Here is a 22,560-nt window from a genome sequence, read left to right on the forward strand (position 1 = left end):
GCCTGCTCGCGATTGCGGTCTGTCAGAAACCAATGAGTCGACTGACATACCGCAATCGCGAGCAGGCTCACTCCTACATTTGATCGGGTCCGGCATTGAAATTTTGATCGACGCCCGAAATCCTCAGGCGTCGAAGGGTCTATCAGGCTTGCGTCAGTGTTGCTGCAGCGCGTTCGAAGCGGTCCAGGCCAGCGTCGATATCGGCATCTTCCACCACCAGGCTCGGGGCGAAACGGATCACGTCCGGGCCAGCCTGCAGAATCATCAGGCCTTCTTTTTCAGCGGCGTTGAAGATGTCCTTGGCCTTGCCTTTCCAGGCATCGCTCAGCACACAACCGATCAACAGACCGAGGCCACGCACCTGAGTGAACAGGCCGTACTTCTCGCCGATCTGCTCCAGACGGGTCTTGAACTTGTCGTGCTTGGCATTGACGCCGCTCAGCACCTCAGGGGTGTTGATCACGTCGATCACTGCTTCAGCCACCGCGCACGCCAGCGGGTTGCCGCCGTAAGTGGTGCCGTGGGTGCCGACGACCAGATGTTTGGCCAGCGCTTCGGTGGTCAGCATCGCCGCGATCGGGAAACCACCGCCCAGGCTCTTGGCGCTGGTCAGGATGTCCGGCGTCACGCCGTAATGCTGGTAGGCGAACAGGTGGCCGGTACGGCCCATGCCGGTTTGCACTTCGTCGAACACCAGCAGCGCGTTGTGCGCGTCGCACAGTTCACGGGCGCCTTGCAGGTAAGCCAGTTCGGCCGGCAGCACACCGCCCTCGCCCTGGATCGGCTCCAGCACGACCGCGCAGGTCTTGTCGGAAACGGCAGCTTTCAGCGCCGCCAGGTCGTTATAAGGCACGTGGGTGATGCCGGTGATTTTCGGACCGAAACCGTCGGAGTACTTCGACTGGCCACCGACGTTGACGGTGAACAGGGTGCGGCCGTGGAAGCTGTTGAGAGCGGCGATGATTTCGTACTTCTCGCTGCCGAAACGGTCGAACGCCACGCGACGGGCCAGCTTGAACGCGGCCTCGTTGGCTTCGGCGCCGGAGTTGCAGAAGAACACGCGCTCGGCAAAGGTCGCGTCGATCAGCTTGTGCGCCAGACGCAGGGCCGGCTCGTTGGTGAACACGTTGGACACGTGCCACAGCTTGTTCGCCTGTTCGGTCAGCGCACCGACCAGCGCCGGATGCGCGTGGCCCAATACGTTAACGGCAATCCCGCCGGCGAAGTCGATCAGCTCGCGGCCGCTCTGGTCCCAGACGCGGGAACCGGCGCCACGCACCGGAATGAAAGCGGCAGGCGCGTAGTTGGGAACCATTACCTGGTCGAAATCGGCGCGTTCTACCGCAGCGTGCTCAACGGACATCGGAGTCTCCTGAAGAGGAACACCCGCCTGAAACTGGCGAGCGATGGGGGGATTGTAAGGACAGTTTTCAGCCCGGCCTTGTCGCCAAGCGACAACTTCTTATAGCGCAAACCCCGGATTTTCCCGGGTTTACGGCAATGCGACATATAGCGTCGCAAAGGCGCAGTTTAACTGGCGGCAAGGGATTGCGGCAGACCTGCTTCTTTGTAACTCAAGACGATTTATCAGGTGCGGTATATATGTACCGCACGCGGTCGACTTTCTCGGGTTCTCCTAGGAGACTTTCAAATTCGACGGCAGCTTGCGAATGAACACCGAAGCAATCGACTCCGACACTTTCCACGTCATAAAACCGGACACTCACTACCAGCCGCTGATCAATGCCATTCCGCTCTGGGTGCGCCAGGCCGCGCCCCACAGACGCTCGGCACTGCGCAACAGCACAGCGCTGCTGCCGACATCGCTCAAAGGCGCCACGGCGGATCAGCACGCCGAGATGAAATCGCTCATCGCCCGACACGCCGCCAGCCAGAACCGGCTGGACGAGGCGCTGAGCCGCCTGCAGAACCCTGGCGATTTCGCCGCGCCCTTGCTTGAAACCGCGATCCAGAAGCGCTTCGGGCTGACGCTCGATGTTCGCAATACCTGGCTGCGCCTCTACATTCCGGATCACCTGCCCTGGCTACGCATGAAATCGGGGGCCGCGCGCACCTGGACCGTGTCGTTGCTGGAGGGTGCACTGCACAACTTCGAAGTCTCCGAAACCGGACCGCAGGCCTTTGAACCCGCTTCAAGCTACATCTCGGCGCCAGGTCCAAACGAACAGTTCAGCACGCTGACGCACATTGCGGACAAGATGCCGATCACGGCGTTTACCCAACTGTGCCGCGAGCTGGACATCGGCCGGCAATACCGCGAGTACCTGGAAGACAATCTGGGCATCAGCAATCCGGTAGCGGCCGCGCTCCTCCGATCAAAAGCCCACGAGAGTCAGCGGGCTGCACTGACTACCGCCCTGCACATGGCGCAGATGCAAAAACTGCTGAGTGTCGACAGTCATCGGCAGATTCTCGACCTGCTCGACGCTAGAGCCGCCCCCGACCTGCACGGCCACGATCTGACCCTGCTGAATGCCCGTCTCACCGGCATCCTGTTGTTCGCCCCGGACCTGGAGCGCACAAGGGACGTGCAAAAAGTCGTGGTCTACCTGCCCGATGACCCGGCACACCCGATCAAGGAATATGCCTCGTCCGCCGCATTCGCCGAGGAGCTGACCCGCCGTTTGCGCGAGCCGGACTACCAGACGTTCTTCAGTCGTTTTATTGACCATGCCGACCGCGGGCAGTTTTTTGCGCAGTTGAACAACCAGCTCGCACCGCTGACCTGGCATCCCACACAGCGGGGGGACTCGCGTCCGTCCTGGCGGGAACAGCCCAATCCGCGCCCGTCGCTGCGAATCAACGCCACCGTTATTCAGGGCAACCTGCAGACGCATCTCTATCAACGCAAACTCGACAAGATACTTAACGATGCGCGGGTTCTCGCGGTCGCTACCGCAACCGTCGATCAGCAAGCACGCTGGGCGCTGTGGGACTCCTTCACTGAAATAGCCTCGACATTGCTGAACATCGCCGCGTTCATTGCGCTGCCCTTCGTACCGTTTCTGGGTGAGCTGATGCTGGCGTACACCGCCTACCAACTGCTCGACGACACCTTCGAAGGCGTCATCGACTGGGCCGAAGGCCAGGGCCGGGAAGCCATCGGACATTTCATCGGGGTGGTTGAATCGGCAGTACAACTGGGCACCTTCGCAGTGGGCGGAACCCTTGTTGTCGGCGAGCTCAGCGCACGCCTGCCAAACGCCAGCCGCCGCTTCTTCGAACGCTTCAATCCCGTGAAGCGCCCCAACGGCGATACCCGCTATTGGCTGCCTGACCTCAAGCCCTACGAACAGTCGATCAAGCCTCCTGCCCAGTCAACACCCGAGGCTTCGGGCCTGCATCAGCATCAGGGCAAAACACTGCTAGCCCTCGATGACACGTGCTATGCCGTCACCCTGGACAGCCGCAACGGTCAATACCGCATCGAACATCCGAGCCGCCCCGAGGCCTATCAGCCGCGCCTGCAACACAACGACGCCGGCGCGTGGCAAACCGAACTGGATCAACCCCAGACCTGGAATCAAGCCACCCTGCTGCGCCGTAGCGGGCCAGATGTCCAGCGCGTGCCTGCGACCCAGCGCGATCGGTTGCTGCTGATCAGCGACTGCGATGAAAACGCCCTGCGAAAGGCGCACGTCAACCAGGAGCACCTGCCACCCCTGTTCGCCGACACCCTCAAGCGGTTCAACATTGACGAGGACATTCAGACCTTCATCGACCAGATGAACAGCGACCACCCCGACGACTACCTGCAAGCCGACCTTCTGACCCAACTCGAACTGCTGCAAGAGAGCCGCCACTGGCCCAGAGGCAGGGGCTTGCGCCTGAGCGATGACGTTGGCACCCCACTCTGGCAAAGCAACCTTCGCGACCTGCCCGCGCTGGAGTTGGTGGTGACAAAACTTGAGGGCGGTGACCTGCTGAAAACTCTGTTGATGATGTTGCCGGACAGCGAAACCAAGGCCTTGATGGGCGAACCGTTCGGCGCCGCGGCTCCGCGCCTGGAAGCTCGAACCCGGCGTCTGAGGCAGACGCTGTCACAACTGGCGCGAGACAAACGGCAACACTTGTTCGATCAGCGCTATCGCCGCCTGGAACAGGGCGCCGACGCCCTGACGCAAAAGATCATGGACGCCGATTCACTGCCACGCAGCATCGCCCAGGCGTTGCTCGACGGCGCGACCGACACCGAGCGCCAGCAACTCAAGCGCGGAACGTTGTCACCGCGCCTGACCGAGCAGGCCTGGGAAGCCGGACTGCAGGTACGCCTGACGCGTGCCTACGAAGGCCTTGAACTGCAATCGAACGCCAACAACGCCGATACGCAAATGCTCGCACTGCACACCCTGGAGCAGTTGCCCGGCTGGTCGGGACGACTGCGACTCGAAGTGCGCCACTACTCCCCCGACGGCTCACTGATCGACAGCGTCGGGGCTGCCGATGCACCGACACGCAAAATCATGGTTCTGCGCGCCGAGGGCGACCATCAGGCCTTTGACGATACCGGCGACGAGCTCAGCGGCGGCGAACCGTTTTACGATTGCCTGCTGCGCGCCATGCCTGACAGCGAACGCGCAGCCTTGAATCTGCGCATCGGCGAAGGCGAGAAACTCAGGCTGTCGATCAGAGATCACGCCTTGGCTCGCGATGCTCTGCGTTCGCTTCTGGCACAACAGCCAAAATACAAACCCACTTATGACCCCACTGTCATGCGTCTGCTGGGTGGCACCGACGGCTACAACCACATGCCGCGCAATACCCCGAGCCTGTCGGAGCGAGCCGGCGTGTTGTTTCCCCAGCTGTCACCCGGCCAGCTCGAATCGTTCGTCGAACGATTGCAACGCCACCCCACCGGCCCCCGGGCGGAGCTGACCCGGATGATGAATCAATACACGCAACTGCACAGCACCCTGAGTGCCTGGGGCGATGCGATCCCGCAACAATTCCCGAACACCGGGTTCGCGTTCACCCATGAACAGATCGTCGTCCAGCGCGCCATTCGCCTGCGCTTCATGCACGACCTGATCAATCTCTGGCGCATGCAGGAAACGATTCCGGACGCTGAGGAGTATTTCGTCGACTTCCGCTTTATCCAGCCCATCATTGGCGAGTTGCCGGTGCTCGACACCGAATTTTCCTGCGTCAGGCAACTCACTCTGGAAGGGCACCCTGCCACACGCGGCGTGCATGAATTCCTGCGCAGCTTTACCGGAATGCAGCGCATGGCATTACGCAATTTCAATCTGGGACGCTTGCCGGACAACCTCGCGCAGACCTCGCAGATTCAGGAGCTGATCCTGAGCGAATGCGCCATCACCCTCACACCACAAAGCCACGTCGTGCTTGCGAACCTGACGCGGCTGACCACGCTGGACCTCTATAAAAATCCTCTGGAACTGGTACCCAGCGTCGAAAACATGCCGGCTCTGAACTACATCGACGTATCGCAAACCGGGATTTCCCGCTTTCCCGACGGGTTGCTGACCCGACCACTCCTGCGTACCGCCTTGCTCAATGGCAATACAATCGCTCAATTGCCCGCCGAGCTTCTTGAACTGCCGTCGGTCATTCAGGACGGGATCGATCTGGGAAACAACCCGCTCGACACCACTGACCTTGAGCGCATCAAACAACACTTTCTCCACACCCTGGGAGACTTTGGCGTCTCTGCCGCCGATACCGACATTCAACGGGTACAAACGCTGTATCCACTGATGGATCGAGAGGAAGCCAGCCATTTTATTTATCTGTTGCCGGGCGACCTGGCCGAAGGACGCGAGGCGCTGACACGTCTGGAAGCCGAGCTCGCCACCCTTGAAAGCGAACTGGCAGCCTGGACAGCCGACGTCCCGGCGCTTCACCCGCGCAGTCAGCAACCGTTCACCGCCCAGCAGCTGCAAATTGAACACTTGAGCCGAGACGAGTTCAGGCAGCAGCTATTGCGCTGCTGGCGCCGGGAGGTCGAGTCGGATGATTTCAGTGACTTGATGCACCCAGGCTTCCAGCTGACTCTGGACACCCAGGTGACCGGCAACCTGCCCAGGGTGAAAGCCGACTTCAAGCATGTATCGCTGATGTTCCTGGAAAGCAGCCACGGCCTTACCGGTGGCGTGCCGGGATTTCTGGAAAGTTTCCCGAATCTGAAGGCCCTGACCCTCCATCAGTTCGACCTCGACCACTTGCCTTCGGCGATTTTCACCATGGGCAAGTTACGCTCACTGAACCTGGCCGAGTGCACGATCAGCCTGTCGCAGGACACCGCACTGGAACTGGCCCAAATGAGTCAGTTGGAGTTCATCGACCTGAGCAACAACCCACTGATCCTCGCACCCGATGTCAGCCAGATGCCACAGCTGACAACCCTGTTGCTCGACAGCACTGGCATCAGCGAACTGCCAGCGGGTTTACGGCAGCTCAAGCATCTGGAGATGGTGGACTTGGGTAACAACGCGATCGTCGACGTGCCCCATGACATTCTGGAATGGCCACAGGAGTTCAGCGAAAACATCGACCTGCAAGGCAACCCCTTTTCACGGGCGAGCCTGCAACTGCTGATCAGCTACTTCAGGCTGACCAGCGTCGATTTTGGTATCGATGCGGTGATCGAGAATGCGGAACTGGAAGTATCGTCTTCAGGTGATTCCGCCGTCGACGAGTGACTGTGTTCAGCCGCGCTCGGGCGGCACCGACGAGAGCTCGAACGGACTGCTGCTGCGCCGCTGGTTGCGATCTTCCCGCGGCGTGGCACCGAAGAAGTTGCGGTAGGCGCTGGAGAAATGCGGCCCCGAAGAGAAACCGCAGGACAGGCCGATCTGGATGATCGACTTGCTGGTTTGCATCAACATCTGCCGGGCCTTGTTCAGGCGCAGCTCCAGGTAGTACTGGCTCGGTACGCGGTTGAGGTATTGCTTGAAGATCCGCTCCAGTTGCCGACGGGACACGCACACGTGCTGGGCGATTTCGTCGGTGGTCAGTGGTTCTTCGATGTTGGCTTCCATCAGCAGCACCGCCTGGGTGAGCTTCGGATGGCTGGAGCCGAGACGATTCTGCAGCGGGATGCGCTGACGCTCGCCGCCCTCGCGAATGCGCTCGACCACCAGCTCTTCGGAAACCGCACCGGCCAGTTCCGCACCGTGATCACGGGCCAGCACCGCCAGCAGCAGGTCGAGTACCGACATGCCGCCGCATGCGGTCAGGCGATCGCGATCCCAGTCGAACAGATGACTGGTGGCGATGACTTTCGGGAAACGTTCGGCGAAATCGTCCTGCCAGCGCCAGTGCACGGCGGCGCGGTAACCGTCGAGCAGACCGAGCTGCGCCAGCGGATACACACCGGCCGACAGACCACCGATCACACAACCGGCACGCACCAGCTGCTTGAGCGCGCTGCTGAGCGCCGGGGCCAGGGTGGTCGGCGGCTCGTCAGCGAGCAGGAACAGTTTCTGGAAGTTTTCGAGCTTGCCGGTCCACGCCTCGCCCGGCAGTTGCCAGGCGCCTTCGGCCGCAGTTTCTGTAACAGCTTCGGCCTGCAGGAACGCCAGTTCGTAAACCACCTCCGGGTGCACCCGCTGAGCAACACGCAAGGCCTCCTCCGCCAGCGCCAGCGTCAACGCTTTAGTGCTGGGCCAAATCAGGAAACCAATTCGATGGGCAGTCATGGGCGGGCAATCCGAAACGAAGAACGGTGATGAAGGCATGGGCCAATGCTAGCCCGTAAATGAACGCAAATCTCGAAACCTGCGCAGCGCCCACTGTAGGAGCTGTCGAGTGAAACGAGGCTGCGATCTTTTGATCTTCAAAAACAAGAGCAAAAGATCGCAGCCTTCGGCAGCTCCTACAGGGGATCGGAGCCAACCTTCAGGCTGCGAAGCATGCACTATTCCGGTGCATATCGGCAGTTCTGATTATTTCAAGCTACCCGACAGGAACTGCTGCAAACGCTCCGATTGCGGATTAACCAGCACTTCACGTGGGTTGCCGCTCTCTTCCACGACACCTTTGTGCAGGAACACCAACTGGTTCGACACTTCCCGGGCGAAGCCCATTTCGTGGGTCACCACGACCATGGTGCGGCCTTCCTGAGCGAGGGCCTGCATGACTTTGAGCACGTCGCCGACCAGTTCCGGGTCGAGGGCCGAAGTCGGTTCGTCGAACAGCATTACTTCCGGTTCCATCGCCAGGGCACGGGCGATTGCCACACGCTGCTGCTCGCCACCGGACATGTGCCCCGGGAACGCATCTTTGCGATGGGCCACGCCGACCTTGTTCAGGTAGTGCTCGGCCTTCTCGCGCGCTTCGGCCTTGGACACGCCCAGCACGTGGACCGGCGCTTCCATGATGTTTTCCAGCGCAGTCATGTGCGACCACAGGTTGAAGTGCTGGAACACCATCGACAGGCGCGAACGCATGCGCTGCAGCTGCTTCGGATCAGCGGCTTTCAGCGCGCCGTCCTTGTTCGCCACCAGTTTCAGCTCTTCGTTGTTGAGCAGGATCCTGCCCGCGTGCGGCTGCTCGAGCAGGTTGATGCAGCGCAGGAAAGTACTTTTGCCGGAGCCACTGGAGCCGATGATGCTGATCACATCGCCGGCTGCCGCTTTCAGGGACACGCCCTTGAGCACTTCGTGACTGCCATAGCGTTTATGCAGGTCTTGGACTTCAAGTTTGTACATGCGGTCGGTTCTCACAAAAACAGTCAGTCAGTCGTTGAGCAAGCGCCCGTGACGCAGCGCTTCGCGCCCCGCCACCTTGGCCAGCCAGAAACCGGGTTGGGCATAGCGCAGCCGTTCAATGGCAAACAGCACCCCGGAGGTACCAGCACACACCGTGCTGACCCGATCGGACACAGGATCGATCACTTCGAAAATCTCATCCCCGGCTTCGACCCACTCGCCGGGTTTACGCAAAAAGCTCACCACACCAGGGTGCGGTGCCAACAACAATTGAGTGCCTTCGAACGGCATGCCTTCACAGGCTTCGTGCGCCGGTTTCGGCCACTCACCGGTGATCAGGCCCTGCTCGGCGAGGAACGCCAGAATGCCTTCGGCCCACGCCACCGCATCAGCGCGGTCGGTATTGGCCTGACCGCCCAGTTCGACGGTGGTCGCCAGGCACGCCAGCGGAATCTGCGCGTCCGGGAACTGCCGCGACAGGCGCAGCCATGGCAACGAGCACGCTTCATCGAACGAGCTGCCGCCGGAGTCTTCCGCGAGCAAACCCACCTTCACATTCAAATGCGCCGCCAGAGAACGCCACTGCGGCCAATGCTGCGGCAGCGCATACATGTGCAGCGCGGCTTCAGTGTCGCAGTGCAAGTCCAGCACCACGTCAGCGGTGCAGGCATGGCTCAGCAAAACGCGCTGCATGCCTTGCAACTGGCTGCTCGCCTCGGGTAATGCCGCCAGATGATCAGCCATCGCCTGACGGATCAGGCGAATGTTGGCGTGCGGATCGTCACCGAGGCTGTCGGCCAGCGCCGCCGCAACCGGCGCACTCAGCTCGACGAAATCACGGTTGAAATTCTTGCCGCTGCCCGCCTCGAAACGCCCCTGATGATTGCCTTGCAGCAATTGGCCGAGGCCCAGCGGGTTGGCGACCGGCACCAGCTCGATCACACCGTTGAGCAAGCCTTGGGCTTCGAGTTCGCCGAGACGCTTTTTCAGCTCCCAGGCGGTGCGCATGCCCGGCAATTCGTCAGCGTGCAGGCTGGCCTGGATGTAGGCCTTGCGCTCGCCTTGTCCGAAACGGAACACGGAAATCTTGCGCTCGCTGCCCAGGTGGCTCCACGGCAATACGTGGTCGATGCGTTCCATATCAGTGCTTCCGCGGGGCCAGGTAGCTCAACCAGCGACGCTCGGCCAGCTTGAACAGCTTCACCAGAATGAAGGTCAGGCACAGGTAGAACAGGCCGGCGGTGATGTACGCCTCGAACGGCAAGTAGTACTGCGCGTTGACGGTACGGGCCGCACCGGTGATGTCGATCAGGGTCACGATGGACGCCAGACTGGTGGTCTGCAGCATCATGATCACTTCGTTGCTGTACTGCGGCAGCGCCCGGCGCAGGGCCGATGGCAACAGGATGCGCTTGTACATCTTGAAGCGCGACATGCCCATGGCCTTGGCGGCTTCGATCTCGCCGTTCGGCGTGGCCTTCAGGCTGCCGGCGATGATTTCGGCGGTGTAGGCGCTGGTGTTGATCGCGAACGCCAGGCACGCACAGAACGTCGCGCTGGACAGCCACGGCCAGAGGAAGCTTTCCCGCACTGCTTCGAACTGGGCCAGACCGTAGTAGATCAAAAACAGCTGCACCAGCATCGGTGTACCGCGGATCACATAGGTGAAGAGCCACGCAATGCCGTTGACCGCTGCGTTCTTGGAAACGCGCATCAGGCCCAGCGGCAATGCCGCCAGCAGACCGAACAACAGCGACAGCGCGAGCAGTTTGAGAGTGGTCAGCAGCCCGCCGAGGTACAGCGGCATGGCCTCCCAAATGACGTTGTAGTCGAAGATCATAGATCAGCCGCCCTTACGCCTACCGAGTAGCGCTTCTCAAGGTGACGCAGCGCCAGCAACGAGACACTGGTGATCACCAGGTACATCGCCGCCACTGCGAGGAAGAAGGTGAAAGGCTCGCGAGTGGCATCCGCCGCCTGCTTGGCCTTGAACATCATGTCCTGCAGACCGACCACCGAAATCAGCGCGGTCGCCTTGGTCAGCACCAGCCAGTTGTTGGTGAAGCCGGGAATCGCCAGGCGAATCATCTGCGGCACCATCACCCGGAAGAACACCTGAAAACTGCTCATGCCATACGCCATGCCGGCTTCGGCCTGGCCCTTGGGGATCGCCATGAACGCGCCACGGAAGGTTTCCGACAGGTACGCACCGAAGATGAAACCGAGGGTGCCGATACCGGCGGCCAGCGGGTTCAGGTCGATGTAGTCGTCATAGCCGAGCATCGGGGCGACGCGGTTGAGCAGGTCCTGACCGCCGTAGAAAATCAGCAGGATCAGCACCAGGTCGGGGATCCCGCGGATCACCGTGGAATACAGATCGCCCAGCCACGCCAGCCAACGAATCGGCGACAGGCGCAACGCGACCCCGATCAGCCCGAGAACGATGGCCAGGGCCATGGACGACAAGGCGAGCTGAAGCGTCAGCCATGCGCCATCGAGGATGACAGCCCCGTAGCCTTTCAACATGATTCAGGTCCTCGAAAGTTGGGATGAAAAAATGGCGCAAACCGCAGAGACCTGTTGCTTGCGCCATTTCTGACTTGTCGCAGAGACGTGTTACTTGCCGTAGATATCGAAGGCGAAGTATTTGTCCTGGATGGCTTTGTATTTGCCGTTTTCGCGGATGGCCGCGATGGCGGAGTTGATCTTGTCTTTCAGCGCGTCGCCTTTGCGCACAGCGATGCCCACGCCGTCGCCGAAGTATTTGACGTCGGTGAACTGCGGGCCAACGAAGGCGAAGCCTTTGCCGGAATCGGTGTTCAGGAAGCCGTCCTGCAGCAGGGTGGCGTCAGCCACGGTACCGTCGAGGCGACCGGCGGCCACGTCGAGGTAAATTTCGTTCTGCGAGCCGTATGGCTTGATCTCGGCACCCAGCGGGGCCAGGACTTCGCGGGCGAAACGCTCGTGGATCGAACCACGTTGCACGCCGATGTTCTTGCCCTTGAGCTCAGACAGGTTGTCGCTGACAACGGTGCCCTGCTTCATGACCAGACGCGCCGGAGTGTTGTAGTACTTGTTGGTGAAGTCCACGGACTTCTTGCGGTCTTCAGTGATCGACATGGACGACAGGATCGCGTCGATCTTGCGCACTTTGAGTGCCGGGATCAGACCGTCGAACTCTTGCTCGACCCACACGCACTTGACCTGCATCTGCTCGCACAGGGCGTTGCCGATGTCGTAGTCGAAACCAACGATGCTGCCGTCCGGCGCTTTGGAAGCGAACGGAGGGTAAGCCGCTTCGATACCGATCTTCAGAGGTTTTTCATCAGCGAAGGAATTCAGCGACAGCACGGACAGTGCCAGGGCGCCAAGCAGCACAAGTTTCTTCATCTTGGGACTCCATCGGTAAAGGGCAAAAACGGCAGAGTGAGCGACAGCCCAATATGCGAATGGGTGAATCGGAAAAGCGGCGCAGCATCGGTGGGAAATTTCCCATTGAAACCACCAGGGGTTTCAACGTCAGCCACGATGAGCGAGTGATCGGCATTCTAACGACAGGCCCGAAGCCGATATTTCTTCAATGCGACAACTAATTACAGATGCACAGAGAAACCCGCTTGAGCGCATTGACAGCCTTGCAAATTCATGCAAGAGCGAAAGACAGTGAACCGATCTACGCTGCAAATTGCGGGCCTATTATTCGCAAACCCTTCTAATCCGGCAAGCGCAGCGTTGTGTCTTATTTTTCACGGGGAGGTTTGAGGCTCTAGAACGGGGCGATGCGTTTCCCTTCGCCCCGTCGCGGGGCGGGCGGTTACACATTTGGTTACTAGGGTGGGCGTGGGTAACAGGGGGAAGGGGCTTGTGCGAGAAATCGATAATTATTGGTTGGCGGGTTTGGATTCCGACAGCGGAGTGCACCGATGTCTGACAGATGGCTATCGCGAGCAGGCTCACTCCTACAGTGGATCGCGCGCCACCTGAAGAAACCCGATCAACTGTAGGAGCGAGCTTGCTCGCGAAAAGGCCAGCACAGCCACCACAAAACCTCCAGACACAAAAAAGCCCCGCCCGGCAATCACCGGACAGGGCTCTTCGATGCATCAGACAGGCTTACGCCACATTCATCGTCTTGTGCGTATCAATCAAATGCTGCACCACCGCCGGATCCGCCAGGGTCGAGATATCCCCCAACCCATCATATTCACCGGTCGCAATCTTGCGCAGAATCCGGCGCATGATCTTGCCCGAACGGGTCTTCGGCAGCCCCGGCGCCCACTGGATCACGTCCGGCGAAGCAATCGGGCCGATCTCCTTACGCACCCAGTTCTTCAGCTCCAGGCGCAATTGCTCGCTCGGCTCCTCGCCGTTTTTCAGGGTGACGTAGACATAAATGCCCTGCCCCTTGATGTCGTGCGGCACACCGACCACCGCCGCTTCGGCGACTTTCGGGTGGGCGACCATCGCGCTTTCGATCTCGGCAGTCCCCATGCGGTGGCCGGAGACGTTGAGCACGTCGTCCACACGCCCGGTGATCCAGTAGTAACCATCGGCGTCACGACGTGCACCGTCACCGGTGAAGTACATGCCACGGAAGGTCTTGAAGTAGGTGTCGACGAAACGATCGTGGTCGCCATACAGCGTGCGCGCCTGACCTGGCCACGAATCGAGAATCACCAGATTGCCCTCGGCCTCGCCCTCGATGATGTTGCCGAGGTTGTCGACCAGCGCCGGCACCACGCCGAAGAACGGACGCGCTGCCGAACCCGGTTTCAGAGCATGGGCGCCCGGCAGCGGACTCATCAGGGTGGCGCCGGTTTCGGTCTGCCACCAGGTGTCGACGATCGGGCAACGGGACTGACCGACGTTCTTGTAGTACCAGTCCCAGGCTTCCGGGTTGATCGGCTCGCCCACCGAACCGAGCAGACGCAGGCTGCTGCCGTCAGCACCTTCAACAGCAGCGGTGCCGGAGGCCATCATCGCGCGGATCGCGGTCGGTGCGGTGTAGAGGATGTTGACCTTGTGCTTGTCGACGATCTTCGCCACCCGGGTGATATCCGGGTAGTTCGGCACGCCTTCGAACAGCACGGTGGTCGCGCCATTGGCCAGCGGGCCGTAGACGATATAAGTGTGGCCGGTGACCCAGCCGACGTCGGCGGTGCACCAGTAGATTTCGCCCGGGCGGTAGTCGAACACGCGCTCGTGGGTCATCGCCGCATACAGCAGATAACCGCCGGTGGTGTGCTGCACGCCCTTCGGCTTGCCGGTGGAGCCGGAGGTATAAAGGATGAACAGCGCCTCTTCAGCGCCCATCTCTTTGGGCGCGCACACGGTGCCCGCCACTTTCATCAGGTCTTCGTACCAGATGTCGCGATGCTGGTTCCACTTGATGTCGCCGCCGGTGCGCTTGCACACGATGACTTTCTGGATGCTGCTGGTTTCCGGGTTGGTCAGCGCGTCGTCGACGTTGGCCTTCAGCGGGATCTTCTTGCCGGCACGAATGCCTTCGTCAGCGGTGATCACCACTTTCGATTTGCAGTCGATGATCCGCCCCGCCAGGGCTTCGGGCGAGAAGCCGCCGAACACCACCGAGTGAATCGCGCCGATCCGGGTACAGGCCAACATGGCGACCACGGCTTCGGGGATCATCGGCATATAGATAGTCACCACGTCGCCGCGGTGTACGTCCTGACCACGCAGGGCGTTGGCCAGCTTGCAGACTTGTTCGTGCAGTTCGCGGTAGGTGATGTTGCGGCTTTCGGAAGGATCGTCGCCTTCCCAGATGATTGCGATCTGATCGCCGCGCTCGGCCAGATGACGGTCGAGGCAGTTGTAGGAAACGTTCAGGGTGCCGTCGGCGAACCATTTGATATCGACATGGTGATCATCGAAGGACGTCTGCTTCACCGTGGTGAAAGGCTTGATCCAGTCGAGGCGCTTGGCTTGCTCGCGCCAGAAGCCGTCAGGGTTGACGACCGACTGCTGGTACATGGCTTTGTAGGTCGCCTCGTCAGTCAGCGTATTGGCCAGAACCTCGGGACGAACGGGATACAGAGAAGCCGCACTCATCTTTCTTACCTCGGTGGAATAGTTGTTTTTGTATGACTCCGTTGTAGCCGGGCCGGCCCCATAGAACCATTCGACGATGGTTGTAGGAGCTGCCGCAGGCTGCGATCTTTTGATCTTGCTTGGCAAAATCAAAGGCGAAAGATCGCAGCCTTCGGCAGCTCCTACAAGGGTTGCGCGGTGTTTTGCGGGGATTGTTACCAAATCTGCCAAAAGTGTTTATCAAAACCCCACCTGTTTACCCTCACCCCACCTCCCTAAAATCCACCTCGCCGACAAGGCAAACCGATTAACAACGTTACAGCCCCCACGAAGGCCGTTAATCCAGCTCTCAAGTAATAAGTGCAAACGATGAAGTTCCACACGCAACCCTAAAAAGGTTGCGTGACCCCACTCGACCTCAAGAAGGTAAATCTGAAATGAAAGCTTTATTGGTTCTGGCCCTCAGCAGTCTGTGCGCAACCGCCATGGCAGACGAGGTCCCGACTGATGTCGCACAGCAACAACCGGTGATCGAGGAATACACTTACTCCACTCACCTGGACATCGCCAAAGTTGTATCGATGAGCGAAGTTCCGAATGTCTGCGAAGTGGTACCGATGAAAATGGAGTACGACGACTCCAAAGGCCAGCGTCACATCCTGCGCTACAGCGTGATGGGCAACGGCTGCTCCAATGGCTGATCAAGACTGCACCGAATTGGATCTCTCAGCGCGTCATTGAGGGTCGATTCCAGCCCGGCTTCGGTCGGGCTCAGTTGTGTCTGGAGTCGTCAAAAATGCTTGCAAAACACTAGATGTAGTGAAAAGCGTATTTTTTTGTTCGTTTTTTGAGCAAATCCACAACGGCGAGATTTTTACGAAAAAAAATCTATCCCCGGCAAAGCCCTGTAAACCCGCACTCTCATCGAAAAACCACCCTCCTCGACCGCTCCATGCGCGGATTCGCCTCAGCACAGCCGTGTTTTTTTCCCTATAATGCCGCCCTAATCGGGTCAGCAATATTCCCTTACAGGGATCAAAGCCATTCTGAAGCCCCGCAGCAGCGTCAACGCTGATCTGTGCCCGTCAGAGGCTCTCGGAAACCCGTACAAAATTCTGTTTTATTGCCTGCCTTAGCTGCTGCAAAAAACGATTCCTTAAGATCCAACGCGGTCTGTACGACCGTGTGAACCACCCAACCATCAGGTTTCACACGGGGCGACAGGCCCTCACGCAGGAGACGACACGTCATGCTGAGCTGGGACGAATTCGACAAAGAAGACAGTGAAGTAGCAGCAGTGAAAGGCGCCAACGCCGGCCACGCTTCTGAAGCCAATATGGACCGCCTCGACAACGCCGGCGGCGCCGCCGCGCTCGAAGCCCGCGCCGTGACCGCCGACGACTCGGCCGCCGTGGCCCGCGCCAAGGCTGCACTGAACTCCCTCGACGTCGCCGAAGGCCTCGCCGAACTCGAAGGCGCCTCCGCTCGTGTCGCCGTTGACGAAAAGCGCATGATCAACTGCCGCGCCGACCTCAACCAGCTCGTGCCATTCAAGTACGACTGGGCCTGGCAGAAATACCTGGACGGTTGCGCAAACCACTGGATGCCGCAAGAAGTCAACATGACCGCCGACATCGCCCTCTGGAAAAACCCGGAAGGCCTGACCGACGACGAGCGCCGCATCGTGATGCGCAACCTCGGCTTCTTCTCCACCGCCGACTCCCTGGTTGCCAACAACCTGGTCCTGGCCGTGTACCGCCTGATCACCAACCCGGAATGCCGCCAGTACATCCTGCGCCAGGCTTTCGAAGAAGCGATCCACACCCACGCCTACCAGTACTGCATCGAATCGCTGGCCATGGATGAAGGCGAGATCTTCAACATGTACCACGAGATCCCGTCGGTCGCCAAAAAGGCAGCCTGGGGCCTGAAGTACACCCGTTCGATCTCCGATCCGAAGTTCGAAACCGGCACCTCGGAAACCGACAAAGAGCTGCTGCGCAACCTGATCGCCTACTACTGCGTGCTGGAAGGCATCTTCTTCTACTGCGGCTTCACCCAAATCCTCTCCATGGGCCGCCGCAACAAAATGACCGGCGTCGCCGAGCAGTTCCAATACATCCTGCGCGACGAATCCATGCACCTGAACTTCGGCATCGACGTGATCAACCAGATCAAAATCGAAAACCCACACCTGTGGGATGCCGAAATGAAGGAAGAAGCGACCCAGATGATTCTGCAGGGTACGCAGCTGGAGATCGAATACGCGCGTGACACCATGCCTCGCGGCGTACTGGGCATGAACGCGGCGATGATGGAGGACTACCTGAAGTTCATCGCTAACCGTCGTTTGTCGCAGATCGGTTTGAAGGAAGAGTATCCAGGGACGACTAACCCGTTCCCTTGGATGAGCGAGATTATGGACTTGAAGAAAGAGAAGAATTTCTTTGAGACGAGAGTGATTGAGTATCAGACTGGTGGGGCGTTGAGCTGGGATTGATTTCTGAGTGAGCGGCCTGAAACATCGACGAGGCTGTTAGCCCTTCGTGTTTTTTGTGAATTTGAACTAGGTCAGAACGAAGCCACTGTCATTACGACTAGCGGCTTCAGTTTGACGTATCTCGCGGACAGCTGCTAACCGCTCAGTATTAAGTACAGAAATAGCTACAAGTAGCCCCTGTGTCTGCTTTCAAGAGATTGCGAAAAAGATGTGGGGGGGTAAAAACAAGGAACTCACAGCAACCGTTGCCGCGGATGCTGTGAGTCTTGACCGTACTGGTGAACAAAGCCCACTTGTACGGGCCGTAATCGGGGGAACCTACAATCACGAAAGCATTTGGGAAATGCGGGGCGTGATTATGGACGACCTTTGAGCGGTGTCAACGGCTGATCGTCGGAAATTGGGTTTCGTACGAAATCTATTTCCATAGTAAATCGGCAAGCTAGGCAATTTTGCCAAAGCTCAGACATCCACATTGATAGGATTCTTATCATGTCCAAGAAAAATCAGCATGTAGTACCACATGGAGACGACTGGGCCGTGAAAGGCGCGGGCAACTCGAAGGCTACAAAAGTTGTGAACACGCAAGCAGAGGCTATTCATCTCGCGCGCGAAATCGCGAAGAACCAGGGCAGCGAAATGTTCATTCACGGACAGAATGGGCAAATTCGAGAGCGCAACACCTACGGCGATGACCCGTTCCCTCCCAAGGGCTAATCGCATCGGCTCAAGGAAGAGCCGATTTCTTTCTGCAGAATAAGCATTTACTCTCGAACTCACCCAACACTCTCTGCCCACACCATCATTAAGCTGACTGGTTTGAAGCGATCACGCGCAATTTCTCAGCTAGCCCCTCCAAAGTATCGGGGTCATTCTTAAGACAACACTCCCAAACTATCAAAACATGCCAGCCGGCAGATTCAAGAGCCTCGATATTGGCTAAATCTCTGATTACATTCTTCTGGAATTTTTCTTGCCAGAATTCATGGCGTGTTTTCGGAGAAGTTGCGTAGGCGCAACCCGGATGACGATGCCAGAAGCAACCATGGACGAAAATGCAGACTTTGAGACGAGGAAGAACAAGATCTGGCTTTCCAGGAAGGTCTTTTCGATGGATCCGATATCGATAGCCTCGCGCATGCAGGAACCTTCTGACCAACATTTCCGGGGCAGTATTTTTTCCGCGAATGCCGGACATCATTCTGGAGCGAGTTACCGAGTCAACTATGTCCACACCAATTCCACCTAAAAATCTCGTTGCCAAGCAAGATTAAACGCGCAGCCTACAGAGCTAAACACCTCGGCTATGCATCGAGGAGAGGGGTGGAACGAATATCCCTAGCCCCGCCTCGAAGGTGTCCATGTTACGGATGTCAGCGTATATCTTTGGCTTCCACAATAAAGTCATTCAGCGTCATAAGCTGCCCGCGCACTTCATCCGGGTATTTCGTATGCAGTGGTTTAGGAACTACTAGTTTCACATTCTCATCTTTCATTTCTGCGAATTGATGAGGAGAAACGCCCTCTTGAAGCGTAAAAAGGTGAATCTGTTCCACCCTTTTGGCTTCATTTAAAACCTGACGCCAGCGGTCTTTGCAGGTTGTCTTGACTGCCAGCATGCGCAGATTCTCCTCAGGGTACGCTGGGTCATGATAGTCAGCACATGAAGGGAAGATAAAATCAGGCCGCTTGTTCCCTTCAGTTCTGCATTGGGAACTAAATTGCTCAAGTCCGAACTGCCGAAATAGATGCTCGAGATGTATCTCTAAAGATCTTCCAGATCTCGATTTACGCCGATTGCTGACCGAGTTCGCCGCCTGCATAAATTCGTCAACGGAACTGAATCCCTGTTGAACTCGGTGCAGAATATGAAGTTCTTCAATCTGGCGGAACAGTTTGTACTCGTTGTCACGCCGCTCGATGATGAGATCATCGGGCATTGTCTTGCCGAAACGAAAAACCGTGGGAAGGTAGGCAATAATCTCTTCACCAGTTGGGAATCGGTCTTCCCAAACTGGAGGAATCGCAACATGGCTAGGCTCTTTATCCAAACCAGCAGCGAAGCCGGCAAACAACCGGTCACCTCTTTCAAAAAGCGAGCTGCCGGGAATTACTTCGCCAATTTTGCTCTCGACAAACTCTTCCTCTTCCAACCCTTTACAGATCCAGATATCCAAAAAATCGGAATCTCGCCCCAAATGAGGCACATGAAAAGCAAAAATCGCTAATGCTCCAGTATTCTCGGGATCCTGTGCAGGGCTGTTTCTAAAATCTGTATTCCATCTTGTCAAACGATGTTCGTTGCGAGACCCAGAACCTTCGAAATGACGATTGTTGTAGTAGATGCCCCTCAGCGTTTGCTCTGGAAGACCATGTGAAGTGATTCGTGCAGTCAGACTGCAATCAGGATTGAGACAACAGGTGCTTGAAATGGACGGGAGCGCTTTCGCGACAACAGCTTTGGGCACATAGATACCTACCCCGTTGCCCCCCGTCAGGCCTGTGTCGTTGGCTGAAAGCCGCTTGATGAATATCCACCATTCATCTTGATTCTTGTCTTCAATCCATTGGGAAAGGCTTGTCATGGGTAAGGCCGCTGAACAATTAAGGAGTGGAAATCCCTGACAGGTTCGCAGAATTGCCTTTCTGAGAGAAGCCTCAAGATAGGGATAAGCTGATGACGCAAAGCCCTGCATTGGGCGTCAGGGCTTTTACACATCAACCACTCAAGAGCGAAGGCAGCGCATTATTCAGGGAGAGCGAATTCCAGCTGGGGGCGCTCCTTGTCAGCAGTTTTTTCCTTCGCTGCCAAAATGCGATCCTTCATCAACCGAGCCACAGCCTCAAAAACAGGAACCGCCACGGAGTTACCAAACTGGCGATACGCTTGGGTATCGGAGACAGGAATCACAAATTTGCTTTCCCCTGGCTTGTCAAAACCCATCAGGCGGGAGCACTCATGAGGGGTCAGTCGACGTGGCCGATTGAGCTGATTCAATTCACTGTTGAAGTCCAAGGTATCGACAAACCCACGGTCAACCAGGATTTCCGAACCATCCTTGTGATATCTAGCCGAGAGTGTACGAGCAACATCGTTTGGACGAGTCAGGCCAAAGCCAAAACCATTGCCTTTCTCACGATGCTTCTCTGCATACCGGTAGAGGTAATCCCAAAGCTTCGGAGTAAGGATGTATTTTTCGTCCACTTCCTTATCAAGCAGATCACCGAAACTAGGTCGCTGCTTTGGTATGAGCTTGCTGATTTCGCTCAGTGTGAATCCTTGGTGAACATTCAAGTCGCGTCGGAAACCGACCAGTACGATTCGTTCACGATGCTGTGGCACGAAGTGTCTGGCATCGATGACTTTAGGATCCGAACCTTTCGGCGCATTTACATCTGCAACCTCATAGCCCAATTCATCCAACGCTTCGCAAATGATCCGGAACGTATTGCCCTTGTCATGGCTTTTCAGGTTTTTTACGTTTTCGAGCAAGAATGCGGCCGGGCGTTTCGCGGCAATAATGCGCGCCACGTCGAAAAACAGAGTGCCTTGGGTCTCGCATTCGAAACCGTGCTTACGCCCCAGGGAATTCTTCTTGGATACACCTGCAAGAGAAAACGGCTGGCATGGGAAACCTGCCAGCAGAACATCGTGGTCAGGAATTTCGCGATCAATGTTCTTGTAGGCTTCCTCGTCACTGATTTCGGGCTTGTCTGAAAGCGTGACCGAGCGGATATCGAGATTGAAGCGATGACGAGCAGGATCGCAGTAGTGGTTCGCCTTGTACGTTTTAACGGCGTACTTGTTCCATTCGGATGTGAACAAGCACTCGCCACCGATAGCCTCAAACCCTTTCCTGATACCGCCAATGCCGGCAAAGAGATCAATAAAGGTGAATGAAGGTTTGTGGTTCAAGCGCTTGGGCAGCAGATCCTTCAGACGAGTGAACTCAATGTGAGAGAGCTTCGGCGAGGCCTTTCCCTTGATCCAGCGATTGATGGTTTCACGGCACCAATGACTCGGGCTTACGTCGTTGAGAATTTCGGCCAGTTGCCCTTGGTCGTAGATCTCCAAGAGCTTGTGCAGCAGCGCCAGGTCAGTCACGGGATGGGTATCAGGCTCGTACGAACCCGAGGTTGTTTCGCTCAAGGATTCTAAAGACGGTGTTTCAAAAAGATTCATGAGCCCGAAATTCCTCTGGGTCAAAGCTGTGACGAATGGTCACCATTCTAGCCCGCAAAACTTCAAAGTAAATGAAATTTCCTGGATTCCGTGAGATGAGTCATGGCTACACGGATGTGGGAACTGGGATTCGATGGCGATCATATACTGGATATAAACACAGCATAATTTACTCTGCGTCTTTGTCCAGGTTTCCTTTCGCCTCATGACCAGTAGGAAAAGTCGCTGGTTGACGACCATCCCTGATGCCCCTACCCTCAGCTCCGAGCCTAAGAAACTCTACAAACCAGAGCGGTTTTCCGCACCCGACAGTCATGCGGCTTTTTTTCGTCTGCGGTTTCTTTACGCCTGCGAAAAATCCCGTTATGTCGGGAGTGGGCGAATACAAGACCCGAAAGGGGAATATGTCCGGCCCGTCTCTGGTGGGTTTCTTAGCTCCCGACACCCTAACGAATGCCCTAAGAAAGCAGCCAGAGGTAAATGGAAATGCCTGAATATCAAACCTTCATGATGAAGGTGAATCGCTGTACTCGCAGTTCGAATCCCGTGCTTCCAGATCTGGAGGCATGCCATGTCTGAACCACTTCTCCCGACTCGTTTCACCCGCAACAAAACCCACCTGCATGCCCTTCTGGTCGAGAACCAAGCGTGGTTCTGTGTCCATGAACTGGGCCGGTTGATGGGCAAACATCTTGATGAGCGCCAGTTGCGCAAACTCGACGCTGATCAGCGGCAGATGATGCGCGTGGAGACCTATGGCGAGGCTGAGGAACACATGATGGTGAGTGAGTCTGGTGTGTATGCACTGCTGATCTATCACTACTGTCCTGAGTACCGGCAGCTTCGTGAGTGGCTGACGCATCAGGTCGTGCCTACGCTGCGTGATGCTCGTCCGGCGCGCTCGGTTGAGCGTCCGATATTGAGTGTCTTGAGTTGGCCGCAGATGTCGCTGAGCACGTTGCACTGGCAGGACGAGCCGTGGATTCGGTTGCGGGATATGCCTTGTTTGCTGGCGGAAGATCCGTTCAATCGGCAGGAGTCCTGGTGGCGTAAGGCTTCGCGATTGTTGCGTGGTTGCTGATGGTTTAAAGATCCGCTGTTTGAGGTTCAAGTAGCGGATTTTTTGTGGCTCAAAA

At 57.5% G+C, this 22,560-nt stretch carries 16 protein-coding genes; 5 read left to right on the plus strand and 11 right to left on the minus strand.

The features are described from left to right. Positions 1–142: 142 nt before the first annotated feature. Positions 143–1,363, minus strand: coding sequence for an aspartate aminotransferase family protein (locus NN484_RS22625; protein ID WP_127651350.1), 1,221 nt, complete (start codon positions 1,361–1,363; stop codon positions 143–145). A 307-nt stretch (positions 1,364–1,670) separates the two neighbouring features. Between NN484_RS22625 and NN484_RS22630 the strand changes: the two genes are divergently transcribed. Continuing rightward, a complete protein-coding gene (locus NN484_RS22630) occupies positions 1,671–6,683 on the plus strand; it encodes a dermonecrotic toxin domain-containing protein (protein ID WP_274657941.1) in 5,013 nt (1,670 codons plus the stop codon). 6 nt (positions 6,684–6,689) lie between these two features. Here NN484_RS22630 and argR read toward each other — a convergent pair whose 3' ends face one another. The 7 genes from argR to acs all read right to left on the minus strand — a co-directional run bounded on the left by argR (position 6,690) and on the right by acs (position 14,762). Next, a complete protein-coding gene (argR, locus tag NN484_RS22635; protein WP_164747887.1) occupies positions 6,690–7,682 on the minus strand; it encodes a transcriptional regulator ArgR in 993 nt (330 codons plus the stop codon). Between the two features lie 246 nt (positions 7,683–7,928). Next, entirely contained in the window at positions 7,929–8,693 is a 765-nt protein-coding gene (locus NN484_RS22640) for an ABC transporter ATP-binding protein (protein ID WP_042607206.1), read from the minus strand. Positions 8,694–8,720: 27 nt separating this feature from the next. Continuing rightward, the gene (locus tag NN484_RS22645; RefSeq protein ID WP_215502803.1) at positions 8,721–9,833 is read right to left on the minus strand and encodes a M14 family metallopeptidase; all 1,113 of its coding nucleotides are present in this window, start codon (positions 9,831–9,833) and stop codon (positions 8,721–8,723) included. A gap of 1 nt (position 9,834) precedes the next feature. Continuing rightward, positions 9,835–10,533 (minus strand): ABC transporter permease, encoded by a 699-nt coding sequence (locus NN484_RS22650; protein ID WP_127651346.1) that lies wholly within the window; start codon positions 10,531–10,533, stop codon positions 9,835–9,837. Further along, entirely contained in the window at positions 10,530–11,219 is a 690-nt protein-coding gene (locus NN484_RS22655; RefSeq protein ID WP_003227287.1) for an ABC transporter permease, read from the minus strand. Before NN484_RS22655 ends, NN484_RS22650 begins: the two co-directional genes overlap by 4 nt. Positions 11,220–11,309: 90 nt before the next feature. Further along, positions 11,310–12,083, minus strand: coding sequence for an ABC transporter substrate-binding protein (locus NN484_RS22660; protein WP_025112900.1), 774 nt, complete (start codon positions 12,081–12,083; stop codon positions 11,310–11,312). Positions 12,084–12,806: 723 nt separating this feature from the next. Further along, entirely contained in the window at positions 12,807–14,762 is a 1,956-nt protein-coding gene (gene acs / locus NN484_RS22665; protein ID WP_215502802.1) for an acetate--CoA ligase, read from the minus strand. Between the two features lie 416 nt (positions 14,763–15,178). On the opposite strand from acs, the gene NN484_RS22670 reads away from it, so the two are divergent. The 3 genes from NN484_RS22670 (at position 15,179) to NN484_RS22680 (ending at position 17,958) form a co-directional block, all read left to right on the plus strand. Further along, positions 15,179–15,442, plus strand: coding sequence for a DUF2790 domain-containing protein (locus NN484_RS22670; RefSeq protein ID WP_085578243.1), 264 nt, complete (start codon positions 15,179–15,181; stop codon positions 15,440–15,442). A 548-nt stretch (positions 15,443–15,990) separates the two neighbouring features. Next, positions 15,991–17,241, plus strand: coding sequence for a ribonucleotide-diphosphate reductase subunit beta (locus tag NN484_RS22675; RefSeq protein ID WP_274657942.1), 1,251 nt, complete (start codon positions 15,991–15,993; stop codon positions 17,239–17,241). A gap of 492 nt (positions 17,242–17,733) precedes the next feature. After that, positions 17,734–17,958 (plus strand): DUF2188 domain-containing protein, encoded by a 225-nt coding sequence (locus tag NN484_RS22680; protein ID WP_274657943.1) that lies wholly within the window; start codon positions 17,734–17,736, stop codon positions 17,956–17,958. An 88-nt stretch (positions 17,959–18,046) separates the two neighbouring features. On the opposite strand, the gene NN484_RS22685 is transcribed toward NN484_RS22680, so the two are convergent. From NN484_RS22685 to dcm, 3 genes are all read right to left on the minus strand, one after another. Beyond that, a complete protein-coding gene (locus NN484_RS22685) occupies positions 18,047–18,475 on the minus strand; it encodes a very short patch repair endonuclease (RefSeq protein WP_274657944.1) in 429 nt (142 codons plus the stop codon). 139 nt (positions 18,476–18,614) lie between these two features. Beyond that, positions 18,615–19,826 (minus strand): type II restriction endonuclease, encoded by a 1,212-nt coding sequence (locus tag NN484_RS22690; protein ID WP_274657945.1) that lies wholly within the window; start codon positions 19,824–19,826, stop codon positions 18,615–18,617. A 161-nt stretch (positions 19,827–19,987) separates the two neighbouring features. After that, complete coding sequence (gene dcm, locus NN484_RS22695) at positions 19,988–21,424, minus strand: DNA (cytosine-5-)-methyltransferase (RefSeq protein WP_274657946.1); 1,437 nt, start codon at positions 21,422–21,424, stop codon at positions 19,988–19,990. 571 nt (positions 21,425–21,995) lie between these two features. On the opposite strand from dcm, the gene NN484_RS22700 reads away from it, so the two are divergent. Then, positions 21,996–22,505, plus strand: coding sequence for a BRO-N domain-containing protein (locus tag NN484_RS22700; RefSeq protein WP_274657947.1), 510 nt, complete (start codon positions 21,996–21,998; stop codon positions 22,503–22,505). Positions 22,506–22,560: the final 55 nt, after the last annotated feature.

Source organism: Pseudomonas serboccidentalis (genome assembly GCF_028830055.1).
Taxonomy (GTDB): domain Bacteria; phylum Pseudomonadota; class Gammaproteobacteria; order Pseudomonadales; family Pseudomonadaceae; genus Aquipseudomonas; species Aquipseudomonas serboccidentalis.

Bases quoted from the DNA above. Each gene is read 5' to 3' on its own strand.
- NN484_RS22625 (WP_127651350.1), bottom strand. From the start codon at position 1,363: ATGTCCGTTGAGCACGCTGCGGTAGAACGCGCCGATTTCGACCAGGTA.
- NN484_RS22630 (WP_274657941.1), top strand. From the start codon at position 1,671: ATGAACACCGAAGCAATCGACTCCGACACTTTCCACGTCATAAAACCG.
- argR (WP_164747887.1), bottom strand. From the start codon at position 7,682: ATGACTGCCCATCGAATTGGTTTCCTGATTTGGCCCAGCACTAAAGCG.
- NN484_RS22640 (WP_042607206.1), bottom strand. From the start codon at position 8,693: ATGTACAAACTTGAAGTCCAAGACCTGCATAAACGCTATGGCAGTCAC.
- NN484_RS22645 (WP_215502803.1), bottom strand. From the start codon at position 9,833: ATGGAACGCATCGACCACGTATTGCCGTGGAGCCACCTGGGCAGCGAG.
- NN484_RS22650 (WP_127651346.1), bottom strand. From the start codon at position 10,533: ATGATCTTCGACTACAACGTCATTTGGGAGGCCATGCCGCTGTACCTC.
- NN484_RS22655 (WP_003227287.1), bottom strand. From the start codon at position 11,219: ATGTTGAAAGGCTACGGGGCTGTCATCCTCGATGGCGCATGGCTGACG.
- NN484_RS22660 (WP_025112900.1), bottom strand. From the start codon at position 12,083: ATGAAGAAACTTGTGCTGCTTGGCGCCCTGGCACTGTCCGTGCTGTCG.
- acs (WP_215502802.1), bottom strand. From the start codon at position 14,762: ATGAGTGCGGCTTCTCTGTATCCCGTTCGTCCCGAGGTTCTGGCCAAT.
- NN484_RS22670 (WP_085578243.1), top strand. From the start codon at position 15,179: ATGAAAGCTTTATTGGTTCTGGCCCTCAGCAGTCTGTGCGCAACCGCC.
- NN484_RS22675 (WP_274657942.1), top strand. From the start codon at position 15,991: ATGCTGAGCTGGGACGAATTCGACAAAGAAGACAGTGAAGTAGCAGCA.
- NN484_RS22680 (WP_274657943.1), top strand. From the start codon at position 17,734: ATGTCCAAGAAAAATCAGCATGTAGTACCACATGGAGACGACTGGGCC.
- NN484_RS22690 (WP_274657945.1), bottom strand. From the start codon at position 19,826: ATGACAAGCCTTTCCCAATGGATTGAAGACAAGAATCAAGATGAATGG.
- dcm (WP_274657946.1), bottom strand. From the start codon at position 21,424: ATGAATCTTTTTGAAACACCGTCTTTAGAATCCTTGAGCGAAACAACC.
- NN484_RS22700 (WP_274657947.1), top strand. From the start codon at position 21,996: ATGTCTGAACCACTTCTCCCGACTCGTTTCACCCGCAACAAAACCCAC.